Annotated in this window: 25 protein-coding genes and 5 pseudogenes; 18 read left to right on the plus strand and 12 right to left on the minus strand. The window is 68.8% G+C overall.

The genetic code is table 11. The annotated features are described in order from the left end of the window. Window positions 1–155: 155 nt before the first annotated feature. Window positions 156–782, plus strand: a complete 627-nt coding sequence (locus tag ACFV8T_RS41405) for a GNAT family N-acetyltransferase (RefSeq protein ID WP_385337978.1) — start codon at window positions 156–158, stop codon at window positions 780–782. 109 nt (window positions 783–891) lie between these two features. Here the strand turns inward: ACFV8T_RS41405 and ACFV8T_RS41410 are convergent, their stop codons facing one another. After that, window positions 892–1131, minus strand: coding sequence for a hypothetical protein (locus ACFV8T_RS41410; RefSeq protein WP_385337981.1), 240 nt, complete (start codon window positions 1129–1131; stop codon window positions 892–894). A 19-nt stretch (window positions 1132–1150) separates the two neighbouring features. Between ACFV8T_RS41410 and ACFV8T_RS41415 the strand changes: the two are divergent. The 3 genes and pseudogenes from ACFV8T_RS41415 to ACFV8T_RS41425 form a co-directional block, all read left to right on the plus strand. Then, window positions 1151–1297: pseudogene (locus ACFV8T_RS41415) on the plus strand (serine hydrolase); the annotation flags it as partial. Beyond that, window positions 1236–1979 (plus strand): serine hydrolase domain-containing protein, encoded by a 744-nt coding sequence (locus ACFV8T_RS41420; protein ID WP_385337984.1) that lies wholly within the window; start codon window positions 1236–1238, stop codon window positions 1977–1979. The pseudogene ACFV8T_RS41415 and the gene ACFV8T_RS41420, both read left to right, overlap by 62 nt. A gap of 95 nt (window positions 1980–2074) precedes the next feature. Beyond that, the gene (locus tag ACFV8T_RS41425) at window positions 2075–2335 is read left to right on the plus strand and encodes a hypothetical protein (protein ID WP_385338091.1); all 261 of its coding nucleotides are present in this window, start codon (window positions 2075–2077) and stop codon (window positions 2333–2335) included. A 101-nt stretch (window positions 2336–2436) separates the two neighbouring features. Here ACFV8T_RS41425 and ACFV8T_RS41430 read toward each other — a convergent pair whose 3' ends face one another. Both ACFV8T_RS41430 and ACFV8T_RS41435 read right to left on the minus strand, forming a co-directional pair. Then, complete coding sequence (locus tag ACFV8T_RS41430; protein WP_266441401.1) at window positions 2437–2724, minus strand: hypothetical protein; 288 nt, start codon at window positions 2722–2724, stop codon at window positions 2437–2439. Window positions 2725–2729: 5 nt separating this feature from the next. Beyond that, window positions 2730–3236, minus strand: a complete 507-nt coding sequence (locus tag ACFV8T_RS41435; protein WP_385337987.1) for a DUF2269 family protein — start codon at window positions 3234–3236, stop codon at window positions 2730–2732. Between the two features lie 89 nt (window positions 3237–3325). On the opposite strand from ACFV8T_RS41435, the gene ACFV8T_RS41440 reads away from it, so the two are divergent. The 3 genes from ACFV8T_RS41440 to ACFV8T_RS41450 all read left to right on the plus strand — a co-directional run bounded on the left by ACFV8T_RS41440 (window position 3326) and on the right by ACFV8T_RS41450 (window position 5199). Then, window positions 3326–3667 carry a PadR family transcriptional regulator gene (locus ACFV8T_RS41440; protein WP_385337991.1) on the plus strand — a complete coding sequence of 114 codons (342 nt, stop codon included), beginning with the start codon at window positions 3326–3328 and terminating at the stop codon, window positions 3665–3667. After that, a complete protein-coding gene (locus ACFV8T_RS41445) occupies window positions 3664–4344 on the plus strand; it encodes a permease prefix domain 1-containing protein (protein WP_385337994.1) in 681 nt (226 codons plus the stop codon). The genes ACFV8T_RS41440 and ACFV8T_RS41445 overlap by 4 nt, the downstream gene beginning before the upstream one ends. A 348-nt stretch (window positions 4345–4692) precedes the next feature. Next, window positions 4693–5199: a SigE family RNA polymerase sigma factor gene (locus tag ACFV8T_RS41450; protein WP_376415547.1), complete on the plus strand. Its 507-nt coding sequence runs from the start codon at window positions 4693–4695 to the stop codon at window positions 5197–5199. A 16-nt stretch (window positions 5200–5215) separates the two neighbouring features. On the opposite strand, the gene ACFV8T_RS41455 is transcribed toward ACFV8T_RS41450, so the two are convergent. Then, complete coding sequence (locus tag ACFV8T_RS41455) at window positions 5216–5710, minus strand: hypothetical protein (RefSeq protein ID WP_385337997.1); 495 nt, start codon at window positions 5708–5710, stop codon at window positions 5216–5218. 107 nt (window positions 5711–5817) lie between these two features. Between ACFV8T_RS41455 and ACFV8T_RS41460 the strand changes: the two genes are divergently transcribed. Continuing rightward, entirely contained in the window at window positions 5818–7008 is a 1191-nt protein-coding gene (locus ACFV8T_RS41460; RefSeq protein ID WP_385338082.1) for a glycosyltransferase, read from the plus strand. Beyond that, window positions 7005–8285, plus strand: coding sequence for a glycosyltransferase family 39 protein (locus tag ACFV8T_RS41465; protein WP_385338000.1), 1281 nt, complete (start codon window positions 7005–7007; stop codon window positions 8283–8285). Before ACFV8T_RS41460 ends, ACFV8T_RS41465 begins: the two co-directional genes overlap by 4 nt. Here the strand turns inward: ACFV8T_RS41465 and ACFV8T_RS41470 are convergent. From ACFV8T_RS41470 to ACFV8T_RS41485, 4 genes are read right to left on the minus strand one after another with little or no spacing between them, the layout of a single operon-like run. Further along, window positions 8209–8490 (minus strand): IS3 family transposase, encoded by a 282-nt coding sequence (locus ACFV8T_RS41470; protein ID WP_385338085.1) that lies wholly within the window; start codon window positions 8488–8490, stop codon window positions 8209–8211. The genes ACFV8T_RS41465 and ACFV8T_RS41470 overlap by 77 nt on opposite strands. Next, window positions 8477–9154, minus strand: a complete 678-nt coding sequence (locus tag ACFV8T_RS41475; protein WP_385338003.1) for a response regulator — start codon at window positions 9152–9154, stop codon at window positions 8477–8479. Before ACFV8T_RS41475 ends, ACFV8T_RS41470 begins: the two co-directional genes overlap by 14 nt. Then, a complete protein-coding gene (locus ACFV8T_RS41480) occupies window positions 9151–10512 on the minus strand; it encodes a sensor histidine kinase (RefSeq protein ID WP_385338006.1) in 1362 nt (453 codons plus the stop codon). Before ACFV8T_RS41480 ends, ACFV8T_RS41475 begins: the two co-directional genes overlap by 4 nt. Window positions 10513–10568: 56 nt before the next feature. Further along, the gene (locus ACFV8T_RS41485) at window positions 10569–12428 is read right to left on the minus strand and encodes a protein-arginine deiminase family protein (RefSeq protein WP_385338009.1); all 1860 of its coding nucleotides are present in this window, start codon (window positions 12426–12428) and stop codon (window positions 10569–10571) included. 803 nt (window positions 12429–13231) lie between these two features. Here ACFV8T_RS41485 and ACFV8T_RS41490 point away from each other — a divergent pair. The 3 genes from ACFV8T_RS41490 (at window position 13232) to ACFV8T_RS41500 (ending at window position 16062) form a co-directional block, all read left to right on the plus strand. Next, window positions 13232–13873 carry a hypothetical protein gene (locus ACFV8T_RS41490; protein WP_385338012.1) on the plus strand — a complete coding sequence of 214 codons (642 nt, stop codon included), beginning with the start codon at window positions 13232–13234 and terminating at the stop codon, window positions 13871–13873. 6 nt (window positions 13874–13879) lie between these two features. Further along, complete coding sequence (locus ACFV8T_RS41495; protein ID WP_385338015.1) at window positions 13880–15676, plus strand: hypothetical protein; 1797 nt, start codon at window positions 13880–13882, stop codon at window positions 15674–15676. A 158-nt stretch (window positions 15677–15834) separates the two neighbouring features. Continuing rightward, complete coding sequence (locus ACFV8T_RS41500) at window positions 15835–16062, plus strand: hypothetical protein (protein ID WP_385338018.1); 228 nt, start codon at window positions 15835–15837, stop codon at window positions 16060–16062. A gap of 82 nt (window positions 16063–16144) precedes the next feature. On the opposite strand, the pseudogene ACFV8T_RS41505 reads toward ACFV8T_RS41500, so the two are convergent. The 3 genes and pseudogenes from ACFV8T_RS41505 to ACFV8T_RS41515 all read right to left on the minus strand — a co-directional run. Next, window positions 16145–16498, minus strand: a pseudogene (locus tag ACFV8T_RS41505) (transposase family protein); the annotation flags it as partial. Window positions 16499–16541: 43 nt separating this feature from the next. Then, window positions 16542–16703, minus strand: a complete 162-nt coding sequence (locus ACFV8T_RS41510; protein WP_189281122.1) for a hypothetical protein — start codon at window positions 16701–16703, stop codon at window positions 16542–16544. Between the two features lie 531 nt (window positions 16704–17234). Next, window positions 17235–17354, minus strand: a pseudogene (locus ACFV8T_RS41515) (transposase); the annotation flags it as partial. 269 nt (window positions 17355–17623) lie between these two features. Between ACFV8T_RS41515 and ACFV8T_RS41520 the strand changes: the two are divergent. The 5 genes and pseudogenes from ACFV8T_RS41520 to ACFV8T_RS41540 all read left to right on the plus strand — a co-directional run bounded on the left by ACFV8T_RS41520 (window position 17624) and on the right by ACFV8T_RS41540 (window position 23879). Next, complete coding sequence (locus ACFV8T_RS41520; protein ID WP_385338021.1) at window positions 17624–18421, plus strand: DUF5707 domain-containing protein; 798 nt, start codon at window positions 17624–17626, stop codon at window positions 18419–18421. Between the two features lie 1679 nt (window positions 18422–20100). Continuing rightward, window positions 20101–20613 (plus strand): annotated as a pseudogene (locus ACFV8T_RS41525) (IS6 family transposase); the annotation flags it as partial. A gap of 191 nt (window positions 20614–20804) precedes the next feature. Beyond that, the gene (locus ACFV8T_RS41530) at window positions 20805–21521 is read left to right on the plus strand and encodes a FadR/GntR family transcriptional regulator (RefSeq protein ID WP_385338024.1); all 717 of its coding nucleotides are present in this window, start codon (window positions 20805–20807) and stop codon (window positions 21519–21521) included. Window positions 21522–21567: 46 nt separating this feature from the next. Next, window positions 21568–22767, plus strand: a complete 1200-nt coding sequence (locus tag ACFV8T_RS41535) for a CynX/NimT family MFS transporter (RefSeq protein ID WP_385338027.1) — start codon at window positions 21568–21570, stop codon at window positions 22765–22767. Next, the gene (locus ACFV8T_RS41540; RefSeq protein ID WP_385338030.1) at window positions 22764–23879 is read left to right on the plus strand and encodes a hypothetical protein; all 1116 of its coding nucleotides are present in this window, start codon (window positions 22764–22766) and stop codon (window positions 23877–23879) included. Before ACFV8T_RS41535 ends, ACFV8T_RS41540 begins: the two co-directional genes overlap by 4 nt. Window positions 23880–23906: 27 nt before the next feature. Here the strand turns inward: ACFV8T_RS41540 and ACFV8T_RS41545 are convergent. Beyond that, window positions 23907–24646: pseudogene (locus tag ACFV8T_RS41545) on the minus strand (IS5 family transposase). A gap of 151 nt (window positions 24647–24797) precedes the next feature. On the opposite strand from ACFV8T_RS41545, the gene ACFV8T_RS41550 reads away from it, so the two are divergent. Further along, window positions 24798–24989 (plus strand): hypothetical protein, encoded by a 192-nt coding sequence (locus ACFV8T_RS41550; RefSeq protein ID WP_385338033.1) that lies wholly within the window; start codon window positions 24798–24800, stop codon window positions 24987–24989. Window positions 24990–25031 lie beyond the last annotated feature (42 nt).

Genomic DNA, 25031 nt, shown 5'->3' on the forward strand with positions numbered 1-25031 from the left:
TTGGGCAGCCCGGCCGCCACCCGCACCGCTACAGCCCCCATCGCACCGGGTCCACCGAGTGCCAGTATCCTCATCCGCTCACTCCTATCTAGTTCGTTACGATCGAATGCTATACGATCGGTATGGAAGTGGGCAATCGTTGATGGAGGAGGATCATGACCGACCGACAGTTCACGGACCCGGCTCAGCACGGACCAGAGATCGACGACTGCCCGACGGTGGATGCCTGCGCTCGTGTGCTGGCCGACGCCTTTGCCCGCGAGCCGGCGGTCTCCTGGATCTGCGGCGGTTCGTCCTCCGCAAGGGAGAATTGGTTCGCCGCCACCCTGCGCGCCGAGGCCACCCTTCCCGGATCTCGCCGCTACACCCTGACCGGGGATGGCGGCCGCCCCATCGCGGCCGCCGTCCTCACCCCGCCCGGGGCGGCACTTTCACCGGCTGCGCAGGCGCAGTGGGGGGCCCGTACGCTCGCGCGTTGTGGGCCCCGGGCCGTGCAACGGACCCTGCGCTATCTGCAGATCACCGAAGCCGGTGCGCCCGAGGGGGCCTGGACGCTGGAGTTCATCGGGGTCGACCCCGGCGCGGCGGGCCGCGGTGCGGGGCGGCGTCTCCTCGACCGCTTGCTCGCCGACACATCAGCCACGGCCGGGGTCTTCCTCACCACCGCAGATCCCGGCAATGTGGCGCTCTATCAGCACTTCGGGTTCGTCACCCTGAGGCACCTGTCCGTCGGGCCGCTGAATGTCGCGACCATGTTGAGAAGGCGCACGAGCAATCCGTAGCCGAGGGCAGTCCACATGCGAATGTGGATCGTCAGTCGCCTTCCCGTCATGGGGTGTGCGCACTGACCTGGCCGTCGTGATCGCCCTCGGAATACCGTGAGTGCCTCGACTACGTGCCGTTCCAGGGTGGTGTCGTGGGCGTGTCGGGAGGTCGTGCTCCTGCGTGCAGGGCCAGAAGGATGCCGGCCCGCGCGAGATCCTCTGGTGTGTCAACTGCTATTCCGTCGTCCGCGACGGAGAGCATCCGTACGACGTGGCCGTGTTCGGCGAAGCGCAGCATCTCCACTTTCTCGGCGCGTTCCAGCGGCCCATGCTGGAGTTGCCGGAAGCGGCGCCGCCAAGTGGCCACCGGGCCGGACGATCCCGGGATGGCGCTCGCGACCTACCGTGATGGTGCGTTGGTCGACGTGGGGTGTGCCGGACTGGCGTCGGTGGAGTTCGGCGTGCCGATCGATGCCCGTACCCGTTTCGACATCGCTTCGGCGAGCAAACAGTTCACCGCCGTCAGCGTGTTGCTGCTCGCCAGGGACGGCGTGCTGGCTCTGTCCGACGACATTCGCGACCACCTGCCTGAATCGTGGATCAGAAGATCACCATCGAGCAGTGCTTGCGTCATACCGCCGGCCTGCCGGAGTGGTTTGCCCTGGTCGGCATCGCCGGCGTTCCGGCACCGGGGGCCACCTCCTGTCGATCCTGACCGGGATCCGGCGGACCAACTTCGCTCCCGGCGTCGAATTCTCCTACTCCAACACCGGGTATGTCCTGGCTGCCGCGATCATCAGGCGAGTCACGGGCATGTCACTGCGGGAGTTCGGCGCGGAGCGGATCTTCGGAGCGCTGGGGATGGCCGACACGATGGGGCGGGACGGCTCGTCGGAGGTGCTGCCGAGGTTCGCCTACGGGTACGGGAACGACGACGGCGTGATTCGACGGGCCGACACCGACGAGCGCGTGGTCGGCGACGGCGGGCTGGCGACCAGCGTCGCCGACCTGGCTCACTGGTTGGGGTTCCTGGCAGACCGGCGGGTGCTGGGCGCCGACATCCGGGCGGCACTGCTGGAACGGACGGTGCTGGCCGACGGCACCGTGCATCCGTATGCGCTGAACGTCCACCACTTCACCGTCGGCGGCAAAGCGGCCTACGGCCGCGCCGGGAGCGTGGATGGCTACCGGTCGCAGTTGCTGTATGTGCCGTAGGACGGGCTCGGCTTCGCGTGCCTGGCCAACCAGACCGGGATCGACCCACTGACGCTGGTGAACCGTGCGGCCGACGGGGAGGCGGCCTACCGGCCGTGCAGGCGGTTCCCGGCCCGGTGCCGGTCGGGCATTGGCCCGCGCGCCCCCTCGGTGCCAGCTACCTCAGCCTGAAACTCCGGCAGCACGGAATCACACCCCGTGCCGGCAGCAACAGCGCCCGCCTCGCCCTGGCCGCCGACCTGCCGGCATCGGTCCTCGCCGATTTCACCGGGACCAGCATCAGCAACGCCACCCGATGGACCGGATACGCCAGACGCGATTGGTTCGACTACATCGCGTCCCGCACGCAGACCTGAGGCTCCCAAGGGCAGCGGGGCACCGACGGAAGTCGTCAGCCTGCGTCTGAGCAGCGCGCGCTGGGAGATGGTTTCCCGCGCTGTCGGTGATCGCTTCCCAGTCATCTGTCGGCGCCGGTCAGCCTGTCGGCTGAGGAAGCGGGTGGCTGCTGCCCCAGCACGCGCAGGGCGAGCAGCCCTCCGATGCCGGGAATGAAGGCACGCCCCTTGGTTCCCGGCCGCGCGAGGGCGGGAGTGAGGAAGACGGCGACGATGACGGTCAGGTAGGCCGTGCCGTGGACCAGGCCGCCCAGCGACGAGATCGCCCCGGTGTGCACAGTGAACAGGTTGAGCAGCAAGAGCGTGAGGGATGCAGCTTCAACCGCGGCGGCGATGCGGAGAGTTCGCATACTGATCAGGCTCCCGTCGTGGAGCCGGGGCGGACGATCATTAGGACGACAACGGCTGCCCACAGCAGGTTGAACATCCCCGTGGTCGCGGAGAGGCGTGCTGCCGCCGACCGCAGCTGCTCAATGGCGTCCGTGGCCACATCGGTGCCTGTCCCCCCTGGGCCGGACGCGTCCGCGGCTTGGGCGAGCAGCCGGGCCTGTCCGGGCAGGACCGCCGTGAGCAGCAGGGCCGCGGCGGCAGCCGTCAGCACGATCGACGTCAGCAGCCAGGCGTCGGTCAGGACGCCCATCCGGGCGCCGGTGGCGACACCGACGACCGGGACGGCGATGCCGACGACCGTGTACCCACGGCAGATCTTGTGCAGGAACGCTGTGGTCTGACTGTTGGGCTCCTGCACGTCGCCGCCGGCCGACAGCCTGGCGTAGCGGGGGAACATCGAGGCTGCGACAGCGATCGGCCCGATCGCCAGGATCGCGGCCAGGACGTGCAGCGAGAGCAGCAGCTTGGTCACAGGGGTCCCTTCATGGATAACCTGCCAATAGATTGGCTACCGATCTATAAGTAGCACGGGGCGACGCCTCTTGGGTAGGCTGCCTGACTATGAAGACGGATGCGGTACGCGGCCACCTGGACGGACTGCTGCTGTCCGTACTGGAATCCGGCCCCCTGCACGGCTACGCGATCATCGCCGCGGTCCAGGAGCGCAGCGGCGGCGTACTTGAGCTGCGCAAGGGCACCATCTACCCCGCCCTCAACCGGCTCGAGCGGATCGGACTGCTGAGCAGCGCCTGGGAGTCGGTGGGCGAACGCCGTCGGCGCTGCTACGAACTCACCGACGCCGGACGGCGCAGCCTCGCCACCGAGCGGTCCCACTGGCGGGCGTTCACCGCAGCGATCGGCTCGGTGCTGGAACCCGCGCCGGCCCCCGGACACGCCACGTGAAAGCGCCCGGGATCCCTGCCGACGACCCCATCGAAGCCCACCTCGCGGACCTGACGGCCACCCTGTACGGCCCGGCCCGACTCAAGACCCAGATGGTGGACGAACTGCGCGAAGGCCTCCTGGACGCCGCGCGGGAACTGTCTCCCGATGCCGAACCCGACCGTGAGGCCGCCCGTCAGGCCATCCGCGAGTTCGGCCCCGTGGCCGAACTCGCGCCCAGCTTCCAGCGCGAACTGACCATCACCCAGGCCCGTCACACCGCGCGCACCGTCATGCTGATCATCCCGTGCCTGCTGGTGTGCTGGTACCTGGTCGAGCTCTCCACCCGCGCGGCGGGCCACCGGCTGCCAGACCCGCTCCAGGTGGTCGTCGCCCACCTCGGAGGCCTCGCAGCGCTCACCACGCTGCTGGCGGCCGTGTCCCTCTCCGTCACCGGCACCCTGGCCCGCCGACTGCCCCTCCCGCAACAACTGCCGCTCGTGGTCGCCTGGACGGGAACCACCGCGGCAGTCGCCCTCGGACTGAGCGCGCTGACCCTTATCACCGCCGCGGTACTCGCCACCAACTGGCCACTGACCGCGGCCGCCTGCCTGATCACCATCGTCTTCCACGCGCGCATCGCCGCCTCCGCACGCGCGTGCCGCCACTGCGCCCGCCTGCCTGTCACCGCCCCCTGACGAACGGGGGCTGCGGAGCCGCGACCTGAGCAGACAACAGCGAAACGGTCGTCATCGTGATCACGATGACGACCGTTCCGTCGTTTTGATGCTCAACTCGGTGGCCAGTAGTCGATGCACCTTCCGGTAGGCGTCGAGCGCCTCTGCGGGGGTGGCTGACGGGCCGGGGCCGTCGAACCGCGTCCTCGTCGTCGGCGTCGCTGACGGGACGGGACGGGACGGAGGAGCGTCTCGCGCTTGTCGTTGACATGCCATGTGACCCAGATCACGGGCCGCAGGTGCATCGTGGGTCGCACGCCAGTGCCTTTTACAGGGTGTAGGCAACCAGCGAGAACAGGGACAGTGCGGATGGAGCAGAGTCGAGCCCGTGCGTTCGACGAGTTCGTGGCTGCCCGCTGGTCGGTGCTGGTCCACCTGGCCCGTCTGCTCGTCGGAGGCGATCGGCATCGGGCCGAGGACTTGTTGCAGGAGTCCTTGGTCAAGCTCTGGTTCGTCTGGCCCAAGGTCGCGGATGACGCACCGGAGCCGTATGTCCGCAAGGTGATGGTGCGTGCGGCGGCGCGCTCGGGACAGCGGCGTTGGTGGGGTGAACGCCCCGTCGAACAGCTGCCCGAGGTGGCGGTGGTCGGCGATGTGTCCGCGGACGTGGTGGAGCGTTCTCGGCTGGAGGCCGCGCTGGCCCAGTTGTCGCCGAAGCAGAGGGTGGCGGTGGTGATGCGCTACTACCAGGACCTGCCCGAAGGGCAGGTGGCGGAGGCGCTCGGGTGCCCGGTGGGCACGGCTCGGTCCCACGCCGCACGCGGAGTGGCGCAGCTGAGGCAGCTCCTGGGCAATGTGAACGAGCCGGTGCGGTGAAGGAGAACCCCATGGATCACTTCGAGCGGCAGCTGGCACGGATGATGCGTGACACCGAGGCGCCGACACCGTTCGAGCCGAAGCACCGGGAACGTCTCCGGGCAGGGGTGCGTGTCCGCTGTCGGAAGCGGGCCGCGCAGAGGGCAGTCGGCTCCGTCCTGGCCGTTGTCGGTCTCAGTGTCGGGCTGTTCCTGCTGCCGGGCCGTGCGACCCGGGTCGAGCCCAGCCACCCCGGCCCACAGCCCGCGGCGAGCCCGTCGCTCTCCGTCCCGCCCGCGACACCCGACGCGTCCCTGAGCGCGCCCCCCTCCTCGGGCACCTCCACTGCCCCCGCGTCCCCGGACGGGACCGCTACAAGCGCGCCGCCGGCCGCGACCGGGAGTACGGCCACGGCCACCGAAACCCCGCCGGGGAGCACGGAGGGCGTGTCGCCGTCCTCGACCTCGGCTCCGCCTTCGGGTACGGCGACCGCGCGGAACTGACCGTCGACCGCCTCGTCCTCGCTCGTCACCCCATAGCGCCGTGGCGCACCGTCGCCCCAAGTGTCTTCGGCCTACCCGTGCAAGGTCACAAAAAGGATAGAACGTGAGAAACCAAGGGTCACTTGCCCTGAAGGACCTGAGCCGACTGCCGCACCGCGCACCGGTGGCGACGCACCACCCGGAGCCCGTCCTGGACGTGGTCGTCCCCGTGTTCAATGAGGAGAGAGATTTGGAGCCGAGCGTGCGGCGGCTCCACGCACACCTGTGCGAGACCTTCCCCTATCCGTTCCGTATCACCATCGCCGACAACGCCAGCACGGACAGCACCCCGCGGATCGCCGCTCGGCTGGCCGACGAACTGCCCGAAGCGCAGTGGCTTCGGCTGGCCGAGAAGGGGCGCGGCCGGGCGCTGCGTACCGCCTGGTCGCTCTCGTCGGCCCCCGTACTCGCGTATATGGACGTGGATCTGTCCACGGAACTGACGGCGTTGCTGCCACTCGTGGCCCCGCTGCTCTCCGGCCACTCCGATATCGCCATCGGCACCCGCCTGGCCCCCGGTTCCCGGGTGGTGCGCGGCCCCAAGCGAGAGATCACCTCTCGTTGCTACAACGCCCTCCTGCGCTCCGTCCTCGCCGTGGGCTTCTCCGACGCGCAGTGCGGATTCAAGGCGGTGCGGCGTGATGTGGCCGAGCGACTGCTGCCCCTCATACAGGACTCGGAGTGGTTCTTCGACACCGAACTGCTGGTGATCGCCGAGCGTGCCGGGCTGCGCATCCATGAGGTGCCGGTCGATTGGGTGGACGATCCCGACACCCGGGTCGACATCCTCGCCACGGCACTGGCCGACCTGCGCGGCATCGCCAGGATCGGCGGGGCACTGGCGCGGGGCACGCTGCCGCCGGGCGGGTCGCTCCGCGATGGTGGCGCCGCCGCACCGGGCAGGCTCGCCACCCAACTCGTGTGCTTCGCCGCCGTAGGAGCCGTCAGCACCCTCGCATACCTGCTCCTCTACGCGGCGCTGCGCCCGGTGGCCGGATCCCAGGCCGCCAACGCACTCGCGCTGCTGGTCTGCGCCGTCGCCAACACGGCCGTGAACAGGCGGCTCACCTTCGGCCTCCGTGGCCGCGGCGGTGTGCTGCGCCACCAGGGCAGGGGCCTGGTTGTTCTTCTGATCGGCCTGGCGCTCACCGGCGGATCGCTCGCCGCCTTGCACCACGCGGTGCCCTCGGCCGGGCAGGCCACCGAACTCGCCGTACTCCTCGCCGCCAACCTGGCCGCGACACTGCTGCGGTTCCTGTTCTTCCGAGCGTGGGTGTTCCGCGCATGATCAGGACCACGGCCCCTACGACCGCTACCGCCACCCTGAGCTGGAACGCGAGGCTGTCGCAGCAGCCCGCCACCACGGGCCCCGACCGCCGGCGCCGGCTGCGCCGCACAGCCGAGCACTACGGCCCCGTACTGGCCGTCTACGGCACGCTCAAGTTCATCGGCTTCGCCACCTTCATGTGGCTGCTGCACTCCGCCGGGGACTACCGCACGAAGCACCCGCGCTTCGGCGGAGGCGCCCACCCGTGGGACGTCCTGGCCAGCTGGGACGGCTGGTGGTACCAGCAGATCGCCGTGCATGGGTACGACCCTCGGCTGGTCCCGATCCCCGGCGCCACCGGCCCGATCACCCTCGAAGGGAACTCGGCGGCGTTCTTCCCGCTCTACCCGGCGCTGATGCGGCTGGTCTCCGAGCTCACCGGCCTCGGCCCGTACGGCGCCGGCCTGCTGGTCTCCGTCGTCGCCTCCTTGGCCGCCGCCCTGGGCATCTACGTCATCACCGAACGCCTCGGTGGCAGACGGGCCGGGCTGGCCGCGGCCGGACTCTGGGCCGTCTGGCCCGGTTCCGGCGTGGAGTGGGCGGTCTACTCCGACTCCCTCTACGTGGCCCTGGCCGTCTGGTCCTGCCATGCCGTCCTGAGCCGCCGCTGGCTCGCCGCCGGTCTCCTCACCTGCGTGGCAGGGCTCAACCGGCCCACTGCCGTGGCGCTGATCGCCGCCGTCGCCGTCGCGGCCCTGCTCTCGCTCTACCGCCTCCGGGACGGCATCCTGCGTCCGGTGGCCGCGATGGCCGTCGCCCCGCTCGGCCTCCTCGCCTATCTCGGCTGGGTGGGTCACCAGATGGGCGACTACAGCGGCTACTTCAGACTTCAGTCCGGTGCCTGGGCCCACGAGTGGGACTACGGCCGGCACACCCTCGACGTCCTCACATCCGTCCCGGTGGGCCACTCCGGTTATCTCTCCGCCTGGCCCTTCGCGGACCTGATCGGCGTCGGTGTCGTCCTGCTCGCGATCGCACTGCTCCTGCTGCTGATCAGGCTGCGTCCCCCAGCCGTCCTGGTGGTCTATACCGTCCTCACCCTCGTCCTCGTCCTTGGCAGCCAGCAGATATTCGGCAACGTCTCCCGCTACCTGCTCCCCCTCTTCCCGCTCTTTCTTCCGCTCGCCCTCGCCCTGCGCCGACTCAGCCTGACCCACCAGCTCATGCTCCTCGGCATCGCAGCCCTGGCTTCCGGCTCGTACGCGGGCTACGGCCTTTTCGAACTCGGCGTCCCGTAACTGGCAGACCCAGGAATGGATTGAGCCGTTCCTGGACGCGACGGGAGTCATGGAAGCCGTCGATGTACTCGAAGAGTGCGAGGTTCGCCTCGGCACGTGTCGCGAAGACGCGACCGCGCACGCACTCGGTCTTGATCAGCGTCCACAGGTTCTCCGCGAGCGCGTTGCCGCAGCTGTCTCCGACGGAGCCGCTAGCGAATCTGATCGGTGGGTGCTAGTCCTGACTCCCAGGCCCAGGCGGCGATGCCGACCCGGTTACGGACGTCCAACTTGCGCTGAAGGCTGGCTACATGGGACTTGACGGTGGCGAGCGAGATGAACAGTTCCTCGCCGATGTCGGTGTTGGACAGACCTCCGGCCACCAGCGTCGCGACCTCCTCCTCGCGCGGCGTCAGCGGCTCGGGGGGCGGTCTCCCCTCCCCGAGGACCGGTGGGACGAGCCGGTGCAGCATGCGCGCGGTGATCTGGGGGCTGATGAGGGCGTCGCCGGACATCGCCGCACGCACCGCTTCGACCAGCAGCGTCGGTCCGGAGCGTTTCAGCAGGAAACCCGAGGCTCCGGCGCGGAGTGCGGTGTGTACGTACGCGTCGAGGTCGAAGGTGGTGACCACGATGACTCGGAGGGGCGGGTCCGCGCCGGGTCCGGCGAGCCGCCGAGTCAGTTCCAGGCCGTCGAGACCCGGCATCCGGATGTCCGCGAGGAGCACGTCAGGACGGAGCTTCAGGGCGGCGCTCAGCGCGGTGACACCGTCTGCCGCCTCGCCGATCACCGTCATGTCGGGTTGGGCATCAAGGACGAGACGGAATCCGGCGCGGATGGTCTCCTGATCGTCCGCCAGCAGAACCCGGATGGTGCCGGTGCCGCTCATGCGACGGTCTCCTCGGGTGCCGTGTGCCGGGCGGCGGCCGTACGCTCGTGCCGGCCGCTGGTCGGTGCCGCGTTGCCGGGCAGCGGGAGAGTAGCCGCGACCTGCCAGCCCGCGGTCCCGTGCTGCCCCGCAGTCAACGTGCCGCCGAGAGCCTCGGCACGGTCGGTGAGGCCCGCCAGTCCGAGGCCGCCCCGCGAGCGCTCCGGAAGCGGGGAGGCCCGCTCGGCCGCCTGGGCTTCGGCCCCGGCCTCAGCCGTATCGGCGACAGTGAGATGGAGGGCCGTACCGCTGCCGTACGGAACCCGCCGGGCGGCGATACGGACGGTGACGGCAGCGGGAGCGTGGCGGCGTACGTTGGTGAGGGATTCCATCACGATGCGGTAACCGGTCGCGCTGACCTGTGCGGGCAAGCCTTCCAGTACACCGGCGGGCACATCGAGCCGGGCCGGAACGGTGCCGGTGCGGGTGAACCGGGCTGCCAGGGCGGGCAGTTCGCCCAGGTCTCGCTGACGGTCGTGGGTACGCGCGGCGCACTCCGCGCGGGGCGGCCGTCCGGACGGCTCGGCGGAGGCGTCGCCCGAACCGGCAGCATCCCCTTCACGGTCCCGGTCCTCCTGCGCGTTGAGCGACCAGACCGTGCGGTCCATCGCGGCCAGCGCCTGCATACCCGCTTCCTCTATCTGCGGCAGCAACCCCACGGCCCGTTCGGGGTCCTCGCGTGCCAGGAGCCGAGCGGCCTGGACGAGGACCACCACACCCATGACGTCGTGCGACGCGAAGTCGTGCAGATCACGGGCCACTTCGAGAAGCTGCTCACGACGCTGGTCCGCGAGCGCCTGGAGCCTCCTTGAGTCCTGGCCGCGCAAATACCCGCCCAGCGCCGCGGCGCCCGCCGCCAGCAGGGACCAGAACAGGCACAGCACGCCGATCTCCGCCGCTGTCGCGGGCGGCGTCAGATGCAGGCCGATCCGCAGCGGCAGCACCGCGACCGCCGTGCCGTGCATCATGGCGCATGCGATCGCCCCGGCCCGCCCGTTTACCCGGCGCACCGTCGGCACCAGAAGTGCGAGCAGCGCGCAGGTCTCCACGGCCCACCACCAGCCCGTGGCATTGACAACCGGCCCCTGGAAGCAGGCCGTCAACACCAAGGAGGCAGCGGCGGCAAGCCACGGCCGCCGCCGGGCCGCGGGAGGCAGCGGCAGGCGGGCCGCCGTCGCCACTGCCGCGCCGGCCGTCACCAGACCCACGGCGACGATCGGGACACCCGCGGTGGACGCGGTCGCGCACGCGGCGGTGGCCAGGCCCAGCAGCAGGAGTCCGCCGAAGACGCGCAGGATGGGCAGGTGTCGATGGTTCATGAGCATCGACCCTATGGGACACGGCGGTTCGCCCGGATGGCGCCCCGGGACCGGGATCAGTCCCGCTCGGTCCACCACGGCCGGGTTCCGGACAGGCTTCGCAGCGCGTTGGTCGCGCAGTGCACCTCTCCGCCGACGGTGCCGAGGTGGTGCGAGTAGGCCCAGTCCTCCACCCAGAGAATCCGGGTGCCCGTGCCGCTCAGGGCCTTCTCGGCCGCCCGCTCGAAGACGTCCTGGCCGTCGGCGTCCGGGGCGTGCTGGCGTGGCGCCAGGTAGACCCCGGTGCCGGTGCTCACGCCGTTGGCCGCGCCGGGCAGGTAGTTGGCAACCACGTCCCGGCGCGGATACCCGGCGGGCACGTCGAGCTGGGTGAAGAGAGCGGGCACACGGACGACATGGCGTTCCGTCAGCCCCGCTTGCTCGCGAAGGGTGCGCAGAGCGGAGTCGATGCCCTTTCGGGCGATCTCCGTGCCCCGGGTCAGTGAGGGCTTGCGCAACGCGTCGGCGACTGTGAGACCGGGATCCTCGGTGTCCTGCGGAGCGATCCCGCGGACCAGCGGCTCCCCGCCCCGACCGCGTTCCACGAGATCTTCCAGCAGTTTCCGCCCCAGTTCGGGGTCGGCGACAACGGCCACCCAGCCCTGGTCGTTCCTGGCCGGGACGAAGGACAGGAACTCGTCGATGTGACCGACCCCCAGCCAGCCGGTGTCCACCGCCATCGGCCGCTGGTAGCCCTGCGCGTCGAGCATCCGGACGAAGGAGGCGTCCGGGGATTCCTTGCCTCCCGTACCACCGTAGATGACCCGGCCCACCGGGTAACGGTGGCCTCGCCAGGTGTACGGCGGGAGGGTTCCGAAGTTCCCGGTGGAGCTGAACGAACCGTAGTACAAGCTGTCGTCGCTGCCGACGCGCCGGGGATCGTACTGCTGAATCACTCCCGTGCCGGGACCGCGGAGCAGCGGGAACACGCTGCGCGAGGCGTCCCTGAGCGGGAAGGCGCGTGTGGCCGTGCCGGGCATCACGTCTGCGGACCGCATGATGACGGTGACGCGGTGTTCCCGGCCGCCCGGCGCGGGGATGGACACGTAGGCGGTCTTGAACAGGTCCTGCATCCAGACATCGCCGCCGGTGGGGTAGTTGTACAGCGGGGCGGGCAGCCCGGCCCGGTCGAGACCGCGTCGCAGATCGCGGCGGAACTCGGCTTCCCCCGGTTTCACGGGCCGTGGCTGCACGGCGGGATCGTAGTGCTTGCCGCGCTCCACCTCGGCCGGCTCGGTGCTGTGATCGGCCGTCATCATGTGCTGTATCGGCATCAGGTCATGCTGGAACACGAGCGGCGCGACCCGTAGTCGTACCCGGTCCTCGGTCATGGCGCCATCGCGTTCCACCTTGAGAACGATGTCGGTGAAGCCCGCCCACTTCTGGGGGTCGCGTACGAAATCCGTGGCCTCCACGCCCAGCCGGATGCCGTGGCGCAGTTCGTCGGTGGTCAGCCGGTCGTCGGGCCTCAGCAGGACCATACGGCCACGGCGCTCGGCGAAGATCCGGACATGCTTCCGGGAGGCCGGGTCGGCAGCGACGGTGGCGGTGGTGCCGGCCACGGCGCGCGAGGCGGCGGTGATGTGCACCGGCGCGAGATCCGCGAGGTCACCCGGGCCGTTGACCACGGTGTCCGTGGCATCGTTGCAGTCCGCCAGGCGCTTGTCGGGCAACCGCGCCTCTCCGGGGCCCTCGGTGGGGCAACGCCGCTGGTCGTCGTCCACGTTGGGCAGCATCAGCGCACCGCGGTGGCGGGTCCAGGTGTCCTTGCCGGCGTCGTCGTCCGGAGTGATCAGGCCGTCCCGGTTCGTATCCGCTCGGATCACCGGTCCGGGAGGCGCGGCGTGCGCCGGTTGTACCGGGAACGTCCCGGTCACGACCGTGAGGAGGGCAGTTCCCAGTGCACCCACGCTCACGGGCAAAAGGCGGCAGCGCCGGTGGCGCGGGCGCCCTGCAGTGCGGGATCCGGAGGCGGTGGCCGAGAGTGCCAACAGTGTTTCGTCGTCCATGGCCCCACCCTCGGCCACGGACCGAGGACGGGGCATCCACCCGATGGCTGGTTCCCGTGCGGTAGGCGACGGCCGTCTCATCCTTTCGGCGGATCGGCGGATCGGCGGATCGGCGGATCGGCGGATCGGCGGATCGGGACGTGCGCGGGCCCGGCGGTGCTTCCGGGCTGCGAATGATGACGTCGGATCGCACCAGGAGACGGTGGCTTCGCCGGTGAGACGACGGGCCATGATGCCCACCGGCGATGGCGACGTCTCGCTGTTCGACCTGCTCCTGGAAATCGTCGAAGAACGGGGCGTAAGCGTCATCCTGCGCTGACAGTTGTTCGTTGAGCCCGGAGTTGGGCCTTGTCGCGGTTGGCGTGAAGGAAGGTGAGAGTGAGGTCGATGTCCGCGGTCTCGCCGATCCAGCCTTTGCTCTCGGCCTGTGTCCTGCGTTGGAGGAGATCGACTTCCAGCTCGCAGGTCTCATCGGCGCACAGGGCTCCGAAGACATCGAGAGGCTGTCCGGCGGATCGTGCTGCGATTCGCGGCGCAGACCCTGGCCACGACGCCCTGGCTCCCACTCATCGACGATGCCATGATGCGTCCATGTCTAACTGGCGGGGGCAAGTGGCGGGGGCTCGTCGATGATGCGGCGCCGGAGCCTTGTGCGTGCCGGGGGCGTAGGGGTGGGCGCTGCCGGGGTCGTCGCAGTGGTGTTGACGACGACCAGTGCCGCGGCGTGGGCGGGCGGTGTGCTCGTGGCTGCCGGTACCGCGGTCGCGACGAATCTTCTGGTGAAGCTGTCGGATCGGGCGCTGAGTTCACCGCTGCTGAGTTCACCGCCGCTACTCACCGCGTCCGTCGAGACGGTGGCAGCCGATTACCTCGTGATCCCTGACCACGAACGCCGTACGACCGATCTAGTGCCCGAGAGTGGCCATGTCGTACGGGTCACCGTGCAGACCCAGTCGGCCTTCGCGGTGGTGCTGTCGAACGCGGTCCCGCACGTGGTGTCCCGCCAAAGGATCGACACCGCTGCCGCGCGGATGATGCGGCACGGCGTACTCGACGTGCGGCCCTTTGACCTCCGCCTCGACGAGGCGCGGCCGAAGCTCGTGGCTGGTGGGAACGGGGACTTCCCCTTCAAGATCACCGCGACAGAGCCGGAGGTGCTGTCGATCCGCGCCCACACCGTTGGCCACGATGTGCGCTGGCACCTGGAGATGCATTGGGTCGGCCCCGACGGAGCCGCTGGCAAGACGGTCATCGGTGCATCCGGCGTCGACAGCGAGCCGTTCCGCACCGCCGGACTCCGCCGAAGGGCGTGACCTGAAATGTCGCCGGAGACAGCAGCAGAGCAGGCGCCGGATTTCGAGGCACTTCTGCGCACGGGCACCGCTGCGGCCGAGAGGTACCGCCGCTCTGGATCACAGGACGACGGCGACACGGCGGACCGCTGCCTGCGCGGAGCACTCGACCTCGCCGCGGTGCAGGACATGGCGGAACTCCCCGCCTGCCTGGCGGAGATAGCCATGTTCGACCTTGCCCTCCACGCGCGGCACGGTGACCGTGCGGCACTTGCCGACGCCTACGTGCTCATGATCGAAGCGTTCCTTCGTTCCCGGTCCGCGGACGGAGGCGCGGCACTCGTGGAACGCACCAATCTGGTCCTGGAAACGGTGCACCAGGCGGTCGATCGCACCGCACTCCAGGACGTGGACTGGTTCATCGCCCTGAACCAGCAGCTCTACGATCGCGTGGGAGACCAAGCCGTCGTCCTGCTGCAACGTTCGATCGCCGCAGGCTGGAAGGCGCAGATCACCCAGGCCGAGCCCGACATCCTCGCTTTGGCCGAGGCCGCGGAGCAGGCTGCGGCCTGGTATCGCGACGGGCCGCAGGCCGTGACCGTGGCGCGGACCGCGGCGGACAGCTGGCACGTACTGGGATGCCGGCGAAAAGACCCGGCTCTGATCCGAAGGGGAGTCGTCCACTGGCGGCGGCTCGCCGACGAGATCGGCGGCGCCACCGTCGGCGACCTGGCCACCCTCGTCTGTGCCCTGCTCCAGGTGCACCACGACGAACCCGACGACAGCCTCCGGCGGGAGGCCATCGAACGGCTTGGCCAGCTCCGCTCCCTGGCGGAGCAGGGCGTCGACGACGGCCGGCTGGGCGCTCTGGCGGGAACAATCATGTGGATCATCCACTGGGAGTACACACGGGACAAGAACCTGGACCACTTCGACGAGGCGATCGACTTCGGCGGATGGTGCGTGGAACAGATTCCCGACACACATCCAGCCCTGCCGGGGGTTCTCAACAACCTGGCGGACTGCCACTGGGTCCGGTACGGGGAATCGCGTCGGTCAGCCGAGTACGACCGGGCCTACGCGTTGAACCGCAAGGCCCTCGAACTGGCTCCTTCGGGATCACCGGAACATCAGCGGGCCGACGGGAAGATGCCCAACGTGGTCCACGTCCAACGAGGGCTCGGCCAGCTCGGCCAGCGGGCTGTGATAGGGGCCGTGGGGGCCGTTCATACCTTCGACGGTCCGGTGCGCCTGCCCGTCGCAGAGTGGGCCGTGTCCCCGACTGAGCCGGTCATGTGCCGGATGACAGCGAGGTTCGCCGCTGCCCTGACGAATGCGCCGGGTACTGCGTCTGGGCCGGCCCCGGAGATCATTCCGGCGCGCTCGCACGCTGTGGACGTAACCATCGCCGCACCGGACGGCTGCGATGTCACCATCGAGACGCTGCGGGTGGTGGTCGATGCCAGGGATCCGATGACGATCGCCGACTCGATGACATGCCGCCCGGGTCCGCTCGACGCGTCTTTCGTCTGCGACCTCGACGAGGAGCCACCGACCGTCCGGACGGCCAGCGGCGAGGATCTCGACAGCCGACCGGCGGCCCTGATTCCGGGAGGCAAGAAAGGCCAGTTCACCCTGGTGGCCCGTACCGCGTCCTGGGACACCTCCTGGCGCCTTGAACTGGCGTGGAAGTCCGGGCCACGCTCCGGCGTCTTCACCTCGCCACCTTTGAGGACGACGGCCGAGACGGGTTGGCGCTGCTTCGATCCGGACGGCAAGACGGAACTGGTCGACCCTGCGAGCCTGGCCGGTATGACCGACTAGGCGTGCGTGGCCCTACCCCGGACGTACAACGTCGGCAGGCACAGGGGACAAGATCGTGAGACAACTGCCGTGTCCCCCAGGTGAGACAACTGGGAAGGCCCAGGTCACGACAGGGGAAGGTCACGCTGGAAGCCCTGGACCACTTCGTATGGCGACGGGTGACCAACTGGTTGATGGTGCTGCACCGCTGGAGGTGGAAGGACGTCCGCCGACGCTTCACCGACCGCAACGGCCGGTGGCACAAGCTCTCGGCGGACGGGATCGAACTGTTCCTCATGGTCTCGACCGCGGTCACCCGCTACCGATACCGGGGCAACACGATCCCCAACCCCTGGACCCTCAACCACGCCCGGACGGCAGAGACCGTGGAGAGCCCGGTGCGGTGAGAGCCGCACGCCGGGTTCGGCGAGCGGCACGGAGAAACGGACCGATGGCAACACCGGCACCGCGCTCCGTGCCGACTCAACAGTACGGAGTGTCGGCGGCGATCCGGTCGATCGGCAGCAGCGTCCCGTCCAGGATCAGATACGCCTTCATCGACGCGGCCCGTACGGCCTCGGCGAGCGTGGGGGCGAGGGCGGCCAGGAGCTCGACGGCCTCGGTGATGTACCGGTAGACGGTGGTGGTGCCGATCCCGAAACCGGCCGCGAGCTGGGCATAGGGCCGGCCGTTGCGGAGGTGGGCGAGGGTGAGCAGGGCCTGTCGGCCGGCGCTCAGGCGCCGCCATCGGGTGCCGAGAGCGCGGCGGTGTTCCTTCAGGCGGGCGGCGAGGAAGCGCAGGGCGAAGCCGGACACGTCGACGCCGGACGGGTAAACAAGCATGCGAAGCCTCTGGTGGAGACGGTTCTCTTGGTCGAAAACCCATCTACCACCAGTTGTCGTAGGTGCCGTTGGGCTTGGCACGGTACGGGTAGCGGCCGAGTTTCCGGCCGCGCCGCACTCGGCGCCCGCACAGCAGCACCACGGCGAAGATGCTCAAGAAGAGCAGTGCGACCCCGCTGCCGCCGAGTATCAGTGCTGTCTCCATCGGCTGAGTGTATGAGACACAGGGACAGAAGGCAGCCGAGATACGGCCCGATGGTGCAGCCAGCCCCTAACCGGCCGGTGGGCGGGGGCCGGGTCGGGGCGGTTCGGGCGACCCCGATGTCGTCCCTGCTTACCTCTGGGAGGACCGGGCTGACGCGGCCGGTGGAGGTTGGTGAAGAACAGTTGATGATGCTGCACCCTCTCCAAGTAGGGTACGTGTACGGCGACTTGGCCCTTGGCGTCCTGGCTTGCCTGATGCCAGCACAGACGGCAGTACCCCTTCTTCAACCGCACTGTTCGCCGGCAGCCGCTGCACTCGGCGGGCTCCTCGTTGCGGCGGAAGCCCTCGCAAGCGCCGCAGGCGCGGCCGGGCAGCACGCCCCAGCCGAAGCAGGTCGGGCAACTGGCTGGCGGTTTGCATTTGCCCGCTGGCAGAACGTAGGCCATCACGTCGGCGGCAGAGACCGGCCGTCACGGCGACGCGGCACGACCACCGGGGCCAGGCCAGCCGCAACGGCGGCCTGCTGGCCGGTCTCCTTACCAGCAACGGATCCCACGGCGACTGATTCACGAACTGCTGCACGGCCTGCATGTTCCCGTCCGGCAGCCGCTCGGCCATCGGCTGGACCGACTTACGCCGACCGTCCAGCATTCGGGAGCAGGTCCGACTGGCGTAACCGCGCCGCCGCCGACCACCAGCTCCTCCACGACCACATTGAGCGGTACGGCAAGCACTCGGCAGATTCGTCGCGGACGGCGGAGCCGGCCAGGGACCGCTGGTTCGACTGACGGGGCGGAGCGGGGGGCTGGCCGCCTCAAATCGTTCTTCGCGAAGAGTTCATCTTTGTGTACAACCTTTCACGTTCGCCCCAGGTCTGGCCTGTCGGGTCAACAGACCCACAGACCAGACTTGGGGAACAAATGCGTATTCGTGCCACTGTTGCCACTGTCTCCGGCGCCCTGGCCCTGTCCGCCCTCGCCGTGCCGGTCTCTCAGGCGAGCAGCCCTTCGTTCGCGCTGACGTGGGCGGACGCCGCCCCGGTGATCAGCAAGGTCGTTGTGAACAGTGGAAAGCCGATCGTGCTCGGTACCACCGCCACCACGAAGGTGACGGTCTCCGTCACCGCGTCCCACTCTTCGGGCATCGAGGACGCTCTCTCCTACATCTGGAGGGGCCGCGACAGTAACCCGAACCTGTATGGCTTCGGGTTCCACCCGGACGGGGAAAGGGCCAAGTGCAAGGCCGCGAACGCCACAACCTCGACCTGCACCCTCACCATCACGGTCGATCCCGGATACCTGTGGAACACCAACGCTACGACCTGGCGGGTCTATGTCGGCGCATGGGGCAAGGACGGGAACTTCACCGAGAAGGACACGTTCTCCTCGGTCAGGTTCCAGCGGCTGTCGCGGCTGACGGCCAACGCCTCCCCGGAGCCCGTGAAGAAAAGCAGCACCATCACGGTCACGGGCAAGCTGGACCGGGCCAACTGGGACACCCGTAAGTACGCGGGCTACGCGTCCCAGTCGGTCAAACTCCAGTTCCGGAAGAAGAACAGCAGCACGTACACCACCGTCAAAACGGTGAAGAGCTCCAACACCGGCACGCTGAAGACCACGGTCAAGGCGGTGGAGGACGGCTACTGGCGCTGGGGCTTCGCCGGTACGACCTCGACTCCCGCAGTCAACGCCACCGGTGACTTCGTCGACGTGAAGTAGTCCCGCAGCACGCGGTAGCGAGAGAACCGAAGGGCCCGGCAGGCCGGGCCCTTCGTCGTTTCCGTGAGGGGGCGTTTCCGCCGGGAACTACGCCATCCTCATCGCCCCTTCGAGGGATCCGCCGACGGCAGCGTCCTCGCTCGGTGGGACGGCATCCCACCGCGGCCACGCCCGAGCCCGCCGGGCGGGTCCAGACTGTGGTCTTGGACGGGGCACTGGCCGCCTGGACGTCGCCCCGATGCTTCCGAGTACGGCACGAAGCGGGGCTGGACCGCGCCGAAGCTGGTCGCGGCGGCCAACGCGAAGGTGTCTGGTGCGAACGTCCGCGCCCATGAGGGCCCGGCGGCCCCGTCACAGTGGCCGCAGCCCCGGCCCCGCAGCCGTCCGCGCCCGCCGTGCCGGTGGAGCGACGGACGCCGCCGGACGGCTACCGCCGCGCGATCGAGGGGCACCGCAAGGCCGCACGGTCGTCTCGGGTGGATCCGGGCATCGCGGCAGCGGTGGAGCGGCAGACCGCCGTGATGCGGGAGCTGTCCTGCCGCGCGTTCCCCGAGCCGCCCGCAGTGCCGGATGATGCGCCGGCCCCGATCGAGGCGCTCCGTGCACAGCGGCACCGCCAGGCCGAGGCGACCGAGGCCGGCGCGCTGCGCCGGCCCGAGCCGAGCGCACCGGTACCGCCAGGGTCGTCCCGCTGTTGGAACGGGCTGTATGACTCGCGAAGCAGCGAGGTCAGGTTGTCTGCGCTCGGGCGGGCGCGCCCCGTCCAAGGAATCGGCTCGCCTTGCGCGTTGAACCGGACCCCTGCGGGGTGGTCATCTGCCGCCTCGTACGGCGTTTTCTGCGCCTCGTCTGTCCGTTGATGTTCGCCGGATTCGTCGTTGGTGCTTCTGCGCCTGATGTGGGTCGCGCCTCCTTCAGGACGGCGGGGTTTGTCCCCGACGCTGATCGAGGACGCGGCCGCGACCAGAATTCCGACCTGCTCAGCGAAGTCGGGCCCGGGTAGGGGCAGATCGATGTCCGGCTCATCGGCGTGCTGGTGTCCATGTTCCATACCGTCTCCGGTACGGTCCAGGATCCCTGCGTTTCCTTCTGGCCGGGGGCGGATCCCTTCGCCGGCGTGGAGGGGGCCGGGCAACTGTCCCCATCGACGTGCGGGGCCCGCGCCATCACGCTGCTCCGCAGCACGGACCACGCGAACCTCACCACGTCCGAGCTGGCCAGAGCCTCGTCCCAGGGCAGCTCCAGTACGTCGAAGGTGTCATTGACCACCTTGCCCGCCAGACCGGAGTTGGACAGGAACACAACGGCGTAGAGCTCGCAGAACCCTTCCTGGAGCTCCTTGAACGCCTGTGATCGATGGGCGGCACATCCGGGCTGGTGGAGACCGCCGCAGGCCGTTCGATGCACCGGTCGATCCAGTCCTGCTTCTTCTGCGCCTCCAGCGCCGCCGAGGCCCACAGCCTGCGCATCGGCCAGGTAGGGATGCGCAGTTCCTGCACCGGACTCTGCGTGATCTCCCACCGGGGATACAGACCCGCGCCCCGCAGCAGCTCGGAGATCTTGGACTTCGCGCATCCCGTCCGGTTATGGAGATCGCTGATGGTCGTCCCGCTGGAGAGGGACTTGGCGCGAAGCGGCTCCAGCCTGGCCCGGTGGGCGCTGCCGACGCTGTCGGCGATCGGCCCCAGCCAGGCGACAAGTGGCACCTGGACGAGGTCTTCGTGAAGATCAACGGTGAGCTGAAGTACCTGTGGCGGGCCGTCGACGCCGATGGCCACGTGCTCGACATTTTGGTCCAGGGCCGAAGGGACAAGGCCGCGGCCAGATGGTTCTTCCGCAAACTGCTCAAGAGGACCTGCTCGGTGCCGAGGGTGATCGTCACCGACAAGCTCCGCTCCTGCGGCGCGGCCCACCGCGAGGTCAGGCCCTCCGAAGAACACCGCGGCCACAAGGGCCTGAACAACCGGGCGGAGAACTCCCACCGGCCTACCCGGCAGCGCGAACGCGCGATGAAGGGCTTCCGCTCCGTCGGCGGAGCCCAGCGGTTCCTGGCCGCGTTCAGCGGTATCTCGCCCCACTTCCGACCACGCCGCCACCTGATGACCGCCACCGAATACCACACCGAGATGACCACTCGCTTCGCCATCTGGGACGAGATCACCGGCGCCACCGCCCTGCCCACCGCAACGTAAGCCAGGCCCCACCCGACCCCTGCACACCCTGACGCGCCCTCAATCGATCAACACCGCGCCAACGTGACAACGCCACCGAGAGGTGTACGTCGACCACACATCGCGTGATGTGACATAGGTCACCTTGCCACGTTGGAGGCGTCATGTGTTTATCTACAGCTGTCCAACATTTGGAGGTTTGCATGGAGGGGATGAGAGAGCCGCGCCGTGCCGCGACCCTGTCCGCCCAGGCCGCTGATCAACTACGGGAGCAGATCGCCTCCGGCCGCTGGCCGGTGGGTAGTCGCATACCTTCCGAACACGAGTTGGTCGCGACTCTCGGAATCAGTCGCAACACCGTGCGAGAGGCCTTGCGCGCTTTGGTGCATCTGGGCCTGCTGGAAGCCCGTGCCGGAGACGGCACCTACGTCCGGGTCGCCAGCGAGTTGGAGGCAGTGCTGGTGCGCAGGGCGGCAACGGCACACCTGTCCGATGTCTTCGAGCTGCGCGCGGTATTGGAGGAGCATGCTGCGGGGCTGGCCGCGCAGCGTCGGACGAGCGCAGACGTGAAGCGATTGCGGGAGCTGCTGCACAAGGCGCAGGAGACCAACTGTGCCGGTGAGATGACCGCGTTGGCTGACGTCGATGGCTCATTCCACCTGGCGGTGGTGGAAACCGGCGGGAACGGGTTGCTTGCCGAGGTCTACAAGCACTTGGGGAGCGCGCTGGCCGCAGCGGTCGCCGGGCTGACCTGGGGCAGGGATATCGCCGCCGAACACGACCACTGGCACACCACCCTCGTAGAGGCTATTGCGGCGGGAGATGCGGTGACTGCCCGCTCCGCCGCCTCCACGCTCGTGCGGATCAGCCGTCGCGCCGCGCTGGGGCAAGAGGGGGTGCATGAGCGTGACTGTTCCGAAAGGCGCTGACGCTCCCGGGGGCGAATCCGACGGTCACCAGGGCGGAGCGCCTCGCGTGGGGTTGCTCCTGGTTGGGATCTTGCTTGTTGCGGCGAATCTGCGGGCGCCGCTGACAGGTGTCGGCTCGGTGCTGCCGATGATCGAACACGACACCGGCTTGTCCAGCACCGCGGCAGGACTGCTCAACGCTTTGCCACTACTGGCTTTCGCGGCCACGTCACCGCTGGTGGGCAGGAGTGCGCAGCGCCACGGAACCGAGCGTGTCTTGTGGATCGCTTTGCTGGTGCTGACGGTCGGCATTGTGCTGCGCTCGCTACCAGGCATGGTGACCTTGTTCGCCGGCACCGTGGTCATGGCAGCAGCGATCGCCTACGGCAATGTGCTGCTGCCCTCGCTGGTCAAGAGCACTGTTCCCGAACGGCGGATCGCCGCAGTCACCGGGCTCTACGTCACTGTCATGGGGTTGATAGCCGCGGTCTCCTCCGGGGTGTCTGTGCCCCTGGCTGACCATCTTCCCGGAGGATGGCATACCGCGTTGGGCTGCTGGGCGGTGCTGGCGCTACTCGGGGTCCTGGCCTGGGCACCGCAACTGGCCCGTCGCCGGCCCGTAACATCCACCGCCCCCGGAGCGCGGCAGGCGCATACCCTGTGGCGTTACCCACTGGCCTGGCAGGTCAGTGCGTTCATGGGACTGCAGTCCCTCGGTTTTTACACCACGATCGCGTGGTTGCCCAGCATCGTGCACGACCACGGCGCCTCCGAAGGCGCCGCCGGCTGGCAGCTGTTCCTGCTCCAGGTGACCGGTCTGGTCTCCAGCAGTACCGTGCCGATACTCGCCCGACAACTCACTGACCAACGGCTGCTGGCCGTCAGCGGTTCATTGATGTGCGCCACCGGATACCTGGGGCTGCTCCTGGCCCCCGAGATGGCGACCGCGTGGAGTGCGCTGATCGGCCTTGGCGGCGGCGCCTGCCTGGTGTTGGCACTGACGTTCCAAGGCCAGCGTGCGGCCGACGCGTCCCAGGCCGCCGCGCTGTCCGGCATGGCCCAAAGCGTCGGCTACCTCCTAGCCGCCGTTGGGCCCCTGCTGTTCGGCTCAGCTCATGACCTCGCCGGTGGGTGGACTGTCCCGCTCGGCCTTCTTGTCGCGCTGACCCTCGTTCAGGGCCTCTTCGGCCTTGGAGCTGGTCGCGCCGTCCGCCTCCCGCAATCAACGACCGCCCAGCTGGCACCGGAAAGGATTCGATCCACATGAACGGAACGACCTGCTTCAGTTACTTGGACACTCCCATGGCAGCACCGCTGTCCATCACCGAACTCATGCCCGGCGCCTATAACGTCATGGAGTACACCGCCGTTGCCGCCGGCGAACAGGTGCTGATCCTGACGGAGAACTCGGTGGACCCTGTGGTGGTGCAGGCACTGGCGGCAGCAGCCGCCTATCGCAACGCCGAGGTGCACGTTCTGGCCGTTCCCCCGTTCAGCGCGGGTGGCTGGGACTCCGAGCGGCCATCACCAATGCTGTCGGCCATCCACGCCGAGGCTGATGTGGTGCTCTCCTGCACATGGTGGGGTGAGGTGCACAGCGACCGCTTGTTCTTCGACGAGGTTGCCAAGCGCAAGGCCCGGTTCCTCTCACTGCACCAGACCGCGACCGCATCGGCTCTGGCCACCGGTGCCCGCTTCCCGCTGGAGCTGTATTTCGCCTTGGAAGCCAAGGCGACCGCACAACTCGCCGCAGCCAGCGAGATCCGGGTAACCACCGCTGCAGGCACCGATGTGACCTTCCGTGACTTCGCCACCAGTGGCCATCACGCTCCTCTCATCGCTGGAATGTGGCGGCCCTTCCCTTACGGTGGCGTCAACTTCTACCCCAACCGCACCGACGGGCTGCTGGTCATCGAGGAGTCCACGGTCACCGGCACACCGGCCGAGCCCACCACGATCGAACTCACCAACAACGTGGTAACAGCGATCGAGGGCGCGACTGCCGCCACCGAGCTACGTCACTATTCACCAAGGGGCTACTACCTGCGGCACGCCCTGATCGGACTCAACCCGAAAGTGCGCTCAAGCGGTGGCACCCAGTTCGAACGGGAGAAGCACGCCGGTGCGTTCTACCTTGGCCTGGACGCCCTGACCGAGGAGGGGGAGCCCGACCGTAGCGGGCCAGGACACGCCCACTGCGACTGCCAGTTCGACCAGCCGACCATCACCATTGACGGCACACCCTTTATTGAAGACGGCCGCCTCCGCCTTCTCGAAGATCCCGAAATCCGCGAACTGGCCGCACGGTTCGGTCCCGCCGATGTGCTCCTCGATTCCAATCCCCGAATGGTGCTACCTGCCAGATACACACGGTATTAAGAGGTCATCTCAATCGGTGAGTCTGCGCTAGCAGATGAGGGTGCAGGCGATGCTGGTGAAGGCGAGGAAGTGCTCGGCTTTGCGCTCGTAGCGCCGGTGGAGCCGGCGGCAGCCGGCGAGCCAGGCCATGGTGCGTTCGACGGTCCAGCGGTGGCGGCCCAGTCGCTGTGAGGACTCGACTCCTTTCCTCGCGATGTGGTGCTGGATGCCACGCTGGTGTAACCATCGTCGCAGGTGGGAGTAGTCGTAGCCCTTGTCGGCGTGGAGCTTTCCGGGCTTGCGTCGTCGGCGTCCGCGGCGGGAGCGGATCGGGGGTATCCCTTGCACGAGGGGGATCAGGGCCTGGCTGTCGTGCAGGTTCGCCCCCGAGATTCCGACGGAGAGGGGCAGACCGGTCCGCTCGGTGATCAGGTGGGCAGGTCCCCCTTTTCAGGGCGCGCATGTTCACCGAGTCGATCGCGCACCGGGACCAGTCCAACTGGCCGCGGGCGCCGAGTTCGTCGAGGGCCAGGTGGTGGAGCTTGGCCCACACCCTGGCCTTCGTCCACTCGGAGAAACGCCGATGAGCCGTTGCCCCCGATGGCCCGAACGAAGCAGTGGGCAACTGCTGCCACGTGCAGCCTGACGTGGCCACAAACACGATCACGGCCGGCACCTCACGATCACCATGCCGGCGCCGCCCACCACCCTGCGGCCGCGAAAGGTGCCTCCGGCACCACCCGCTGAAACAACTCCCACAACTCATCCGGCACCAGCCGCTCAACGATCCCCACCAGACCGACAGCCTACCGACCTCGCCCTTCGCCCGCTGATCCCGGCGCGACACATGCCGCCGCCCACGAGCTGTGGGCCCAGGGCACGGCGAAGGCGGCGATCGGCCGAAAGCTCGGGCTGCACCGGGCCACCGTCCGCAAGCTGGTGGGAGCACGCTCCGCCGACGATGTCGTCGCCAAGAGCCTGCAGCGGAAGCACATCATCGACCCGTACGTCGGCTACTTGCACCGGCGCTGGAACGAAGGCGTCAGAAGCGCCGGGCGGCTCTACCGCGAGATCCAAGAACTCGGCTATCCCGGTGGCGAGTTAGCCGTCCATGGCTCTATCGAGCAGTAGTGGTTCCAGGGCTGTTGCAAAGTCGCGTGATCTCGTGGGTGT

This window comes from Streptomyces sp. NPDC059832, from assembly GCF_042731715.1.
Lineage (GTDB): Bacteria > Actinomycetota > Actinomycetes > Streptomycetales > Streptomycetaceae > Streptomyces.

Excerpts from the sequence above, each read along its gene's own strand:
- ACFV8T_RS41480 (WP_385338006.1), bottom strand. The coding sequence starts at position 10,512 with ATGAACCATCGACACCTGCCCATCCTGCGCGTCTTCGGCGGACTCCTG.
- ACFV8T_RS41405 (WP_385337978.1), top strand. The coding sequence starts at position 156 with ATGACCGACCGACAGTTCACGGACCCGGCTCAGCACGGACCAGAGATC.
- ACFV8T_RS41450 (WP_376415547.1), top strand. The coding sequence starts at position 4,693 with ATGGAGCAGAGTCGAGCCCGTGCGTTCGACGAGTTCGTGGCTGCCCGC.
- ACFV8T_RS41430 (WP_266441401.1), bottom strand. The coding sequence starts at position 2,724 with ATGCGAACTCTCCGCATCGCCGCCGCGGTTGAAGCTGCATCCCTCACG.
- ACFV8T_RS41465 (WP_385338000.1), top strand. The coding sequence starts at position 7,005 with ATGATCAGGACCACGGCCCCTACGACCGCTACCGCCACCCTGAGCTGG.
- ACFV8T_RS41530 (WP_385338024.1), top strand. The coding sequence starts at position 20,805 with ATGAGAGAGCCGCGCCGTGCCGCGACCCTGTCCGCCCAGGCCGCTGAT.
- ACFV8T_RS41510 (WP_189281122.1), bottom strand. The coding sequence starts at position 16,703 with ATGGAGACAGCACTGATACTCGGCGGCAGCGGGGTCGCACTGCTCTTC.
- ACFV8T_RS41540 (WP_385338030.1), top strand. The coding sequence starts at position 22,764 with ATGAACGGAACGACCTGCTTCAGTTACTTGGACACTCCCATGGCAGCA.
- ACFV8T_RS41495 (WP_385338015.1), top strand. The coding sequence starts at position 13,880 with ATGTCGCCGGAGACAGCAGCAGAGCAGGCGCCGGATTTCGAGGCACTT.
- ACFV8T_RS41520 (WP_385338021.1), top strand. The coding sequence starts at position 17,624 with ATGCGTATTCGTGCCACTGTTGCCACTGTCTCCGGCGCCCTGGCCCTG.
- ACFV8T_RS41420 (WP_385337984.1), top strand. The coding sequence starts at position 1,236 with ATGCCCGTACCCGTTTCGACATCGCTTCGGCGAGCAAACAGTTCACCG.
- ACFV8T_RS41475 (WP_385338003.1), bottom strand. The coding sequence starts at position 9,154 with ATGAGCGGCACCGGCACCATCCGGGTTCTGCTGGCGGACGATCAGGAG.
- ACFV8T_RS41440 (WP_385337991.1), top strand. The coding sequence starts at position 3,326 with ATGAAGACGGATGCGGTACGCGGCCACCTGGACGGACTGCTGCTGTCC.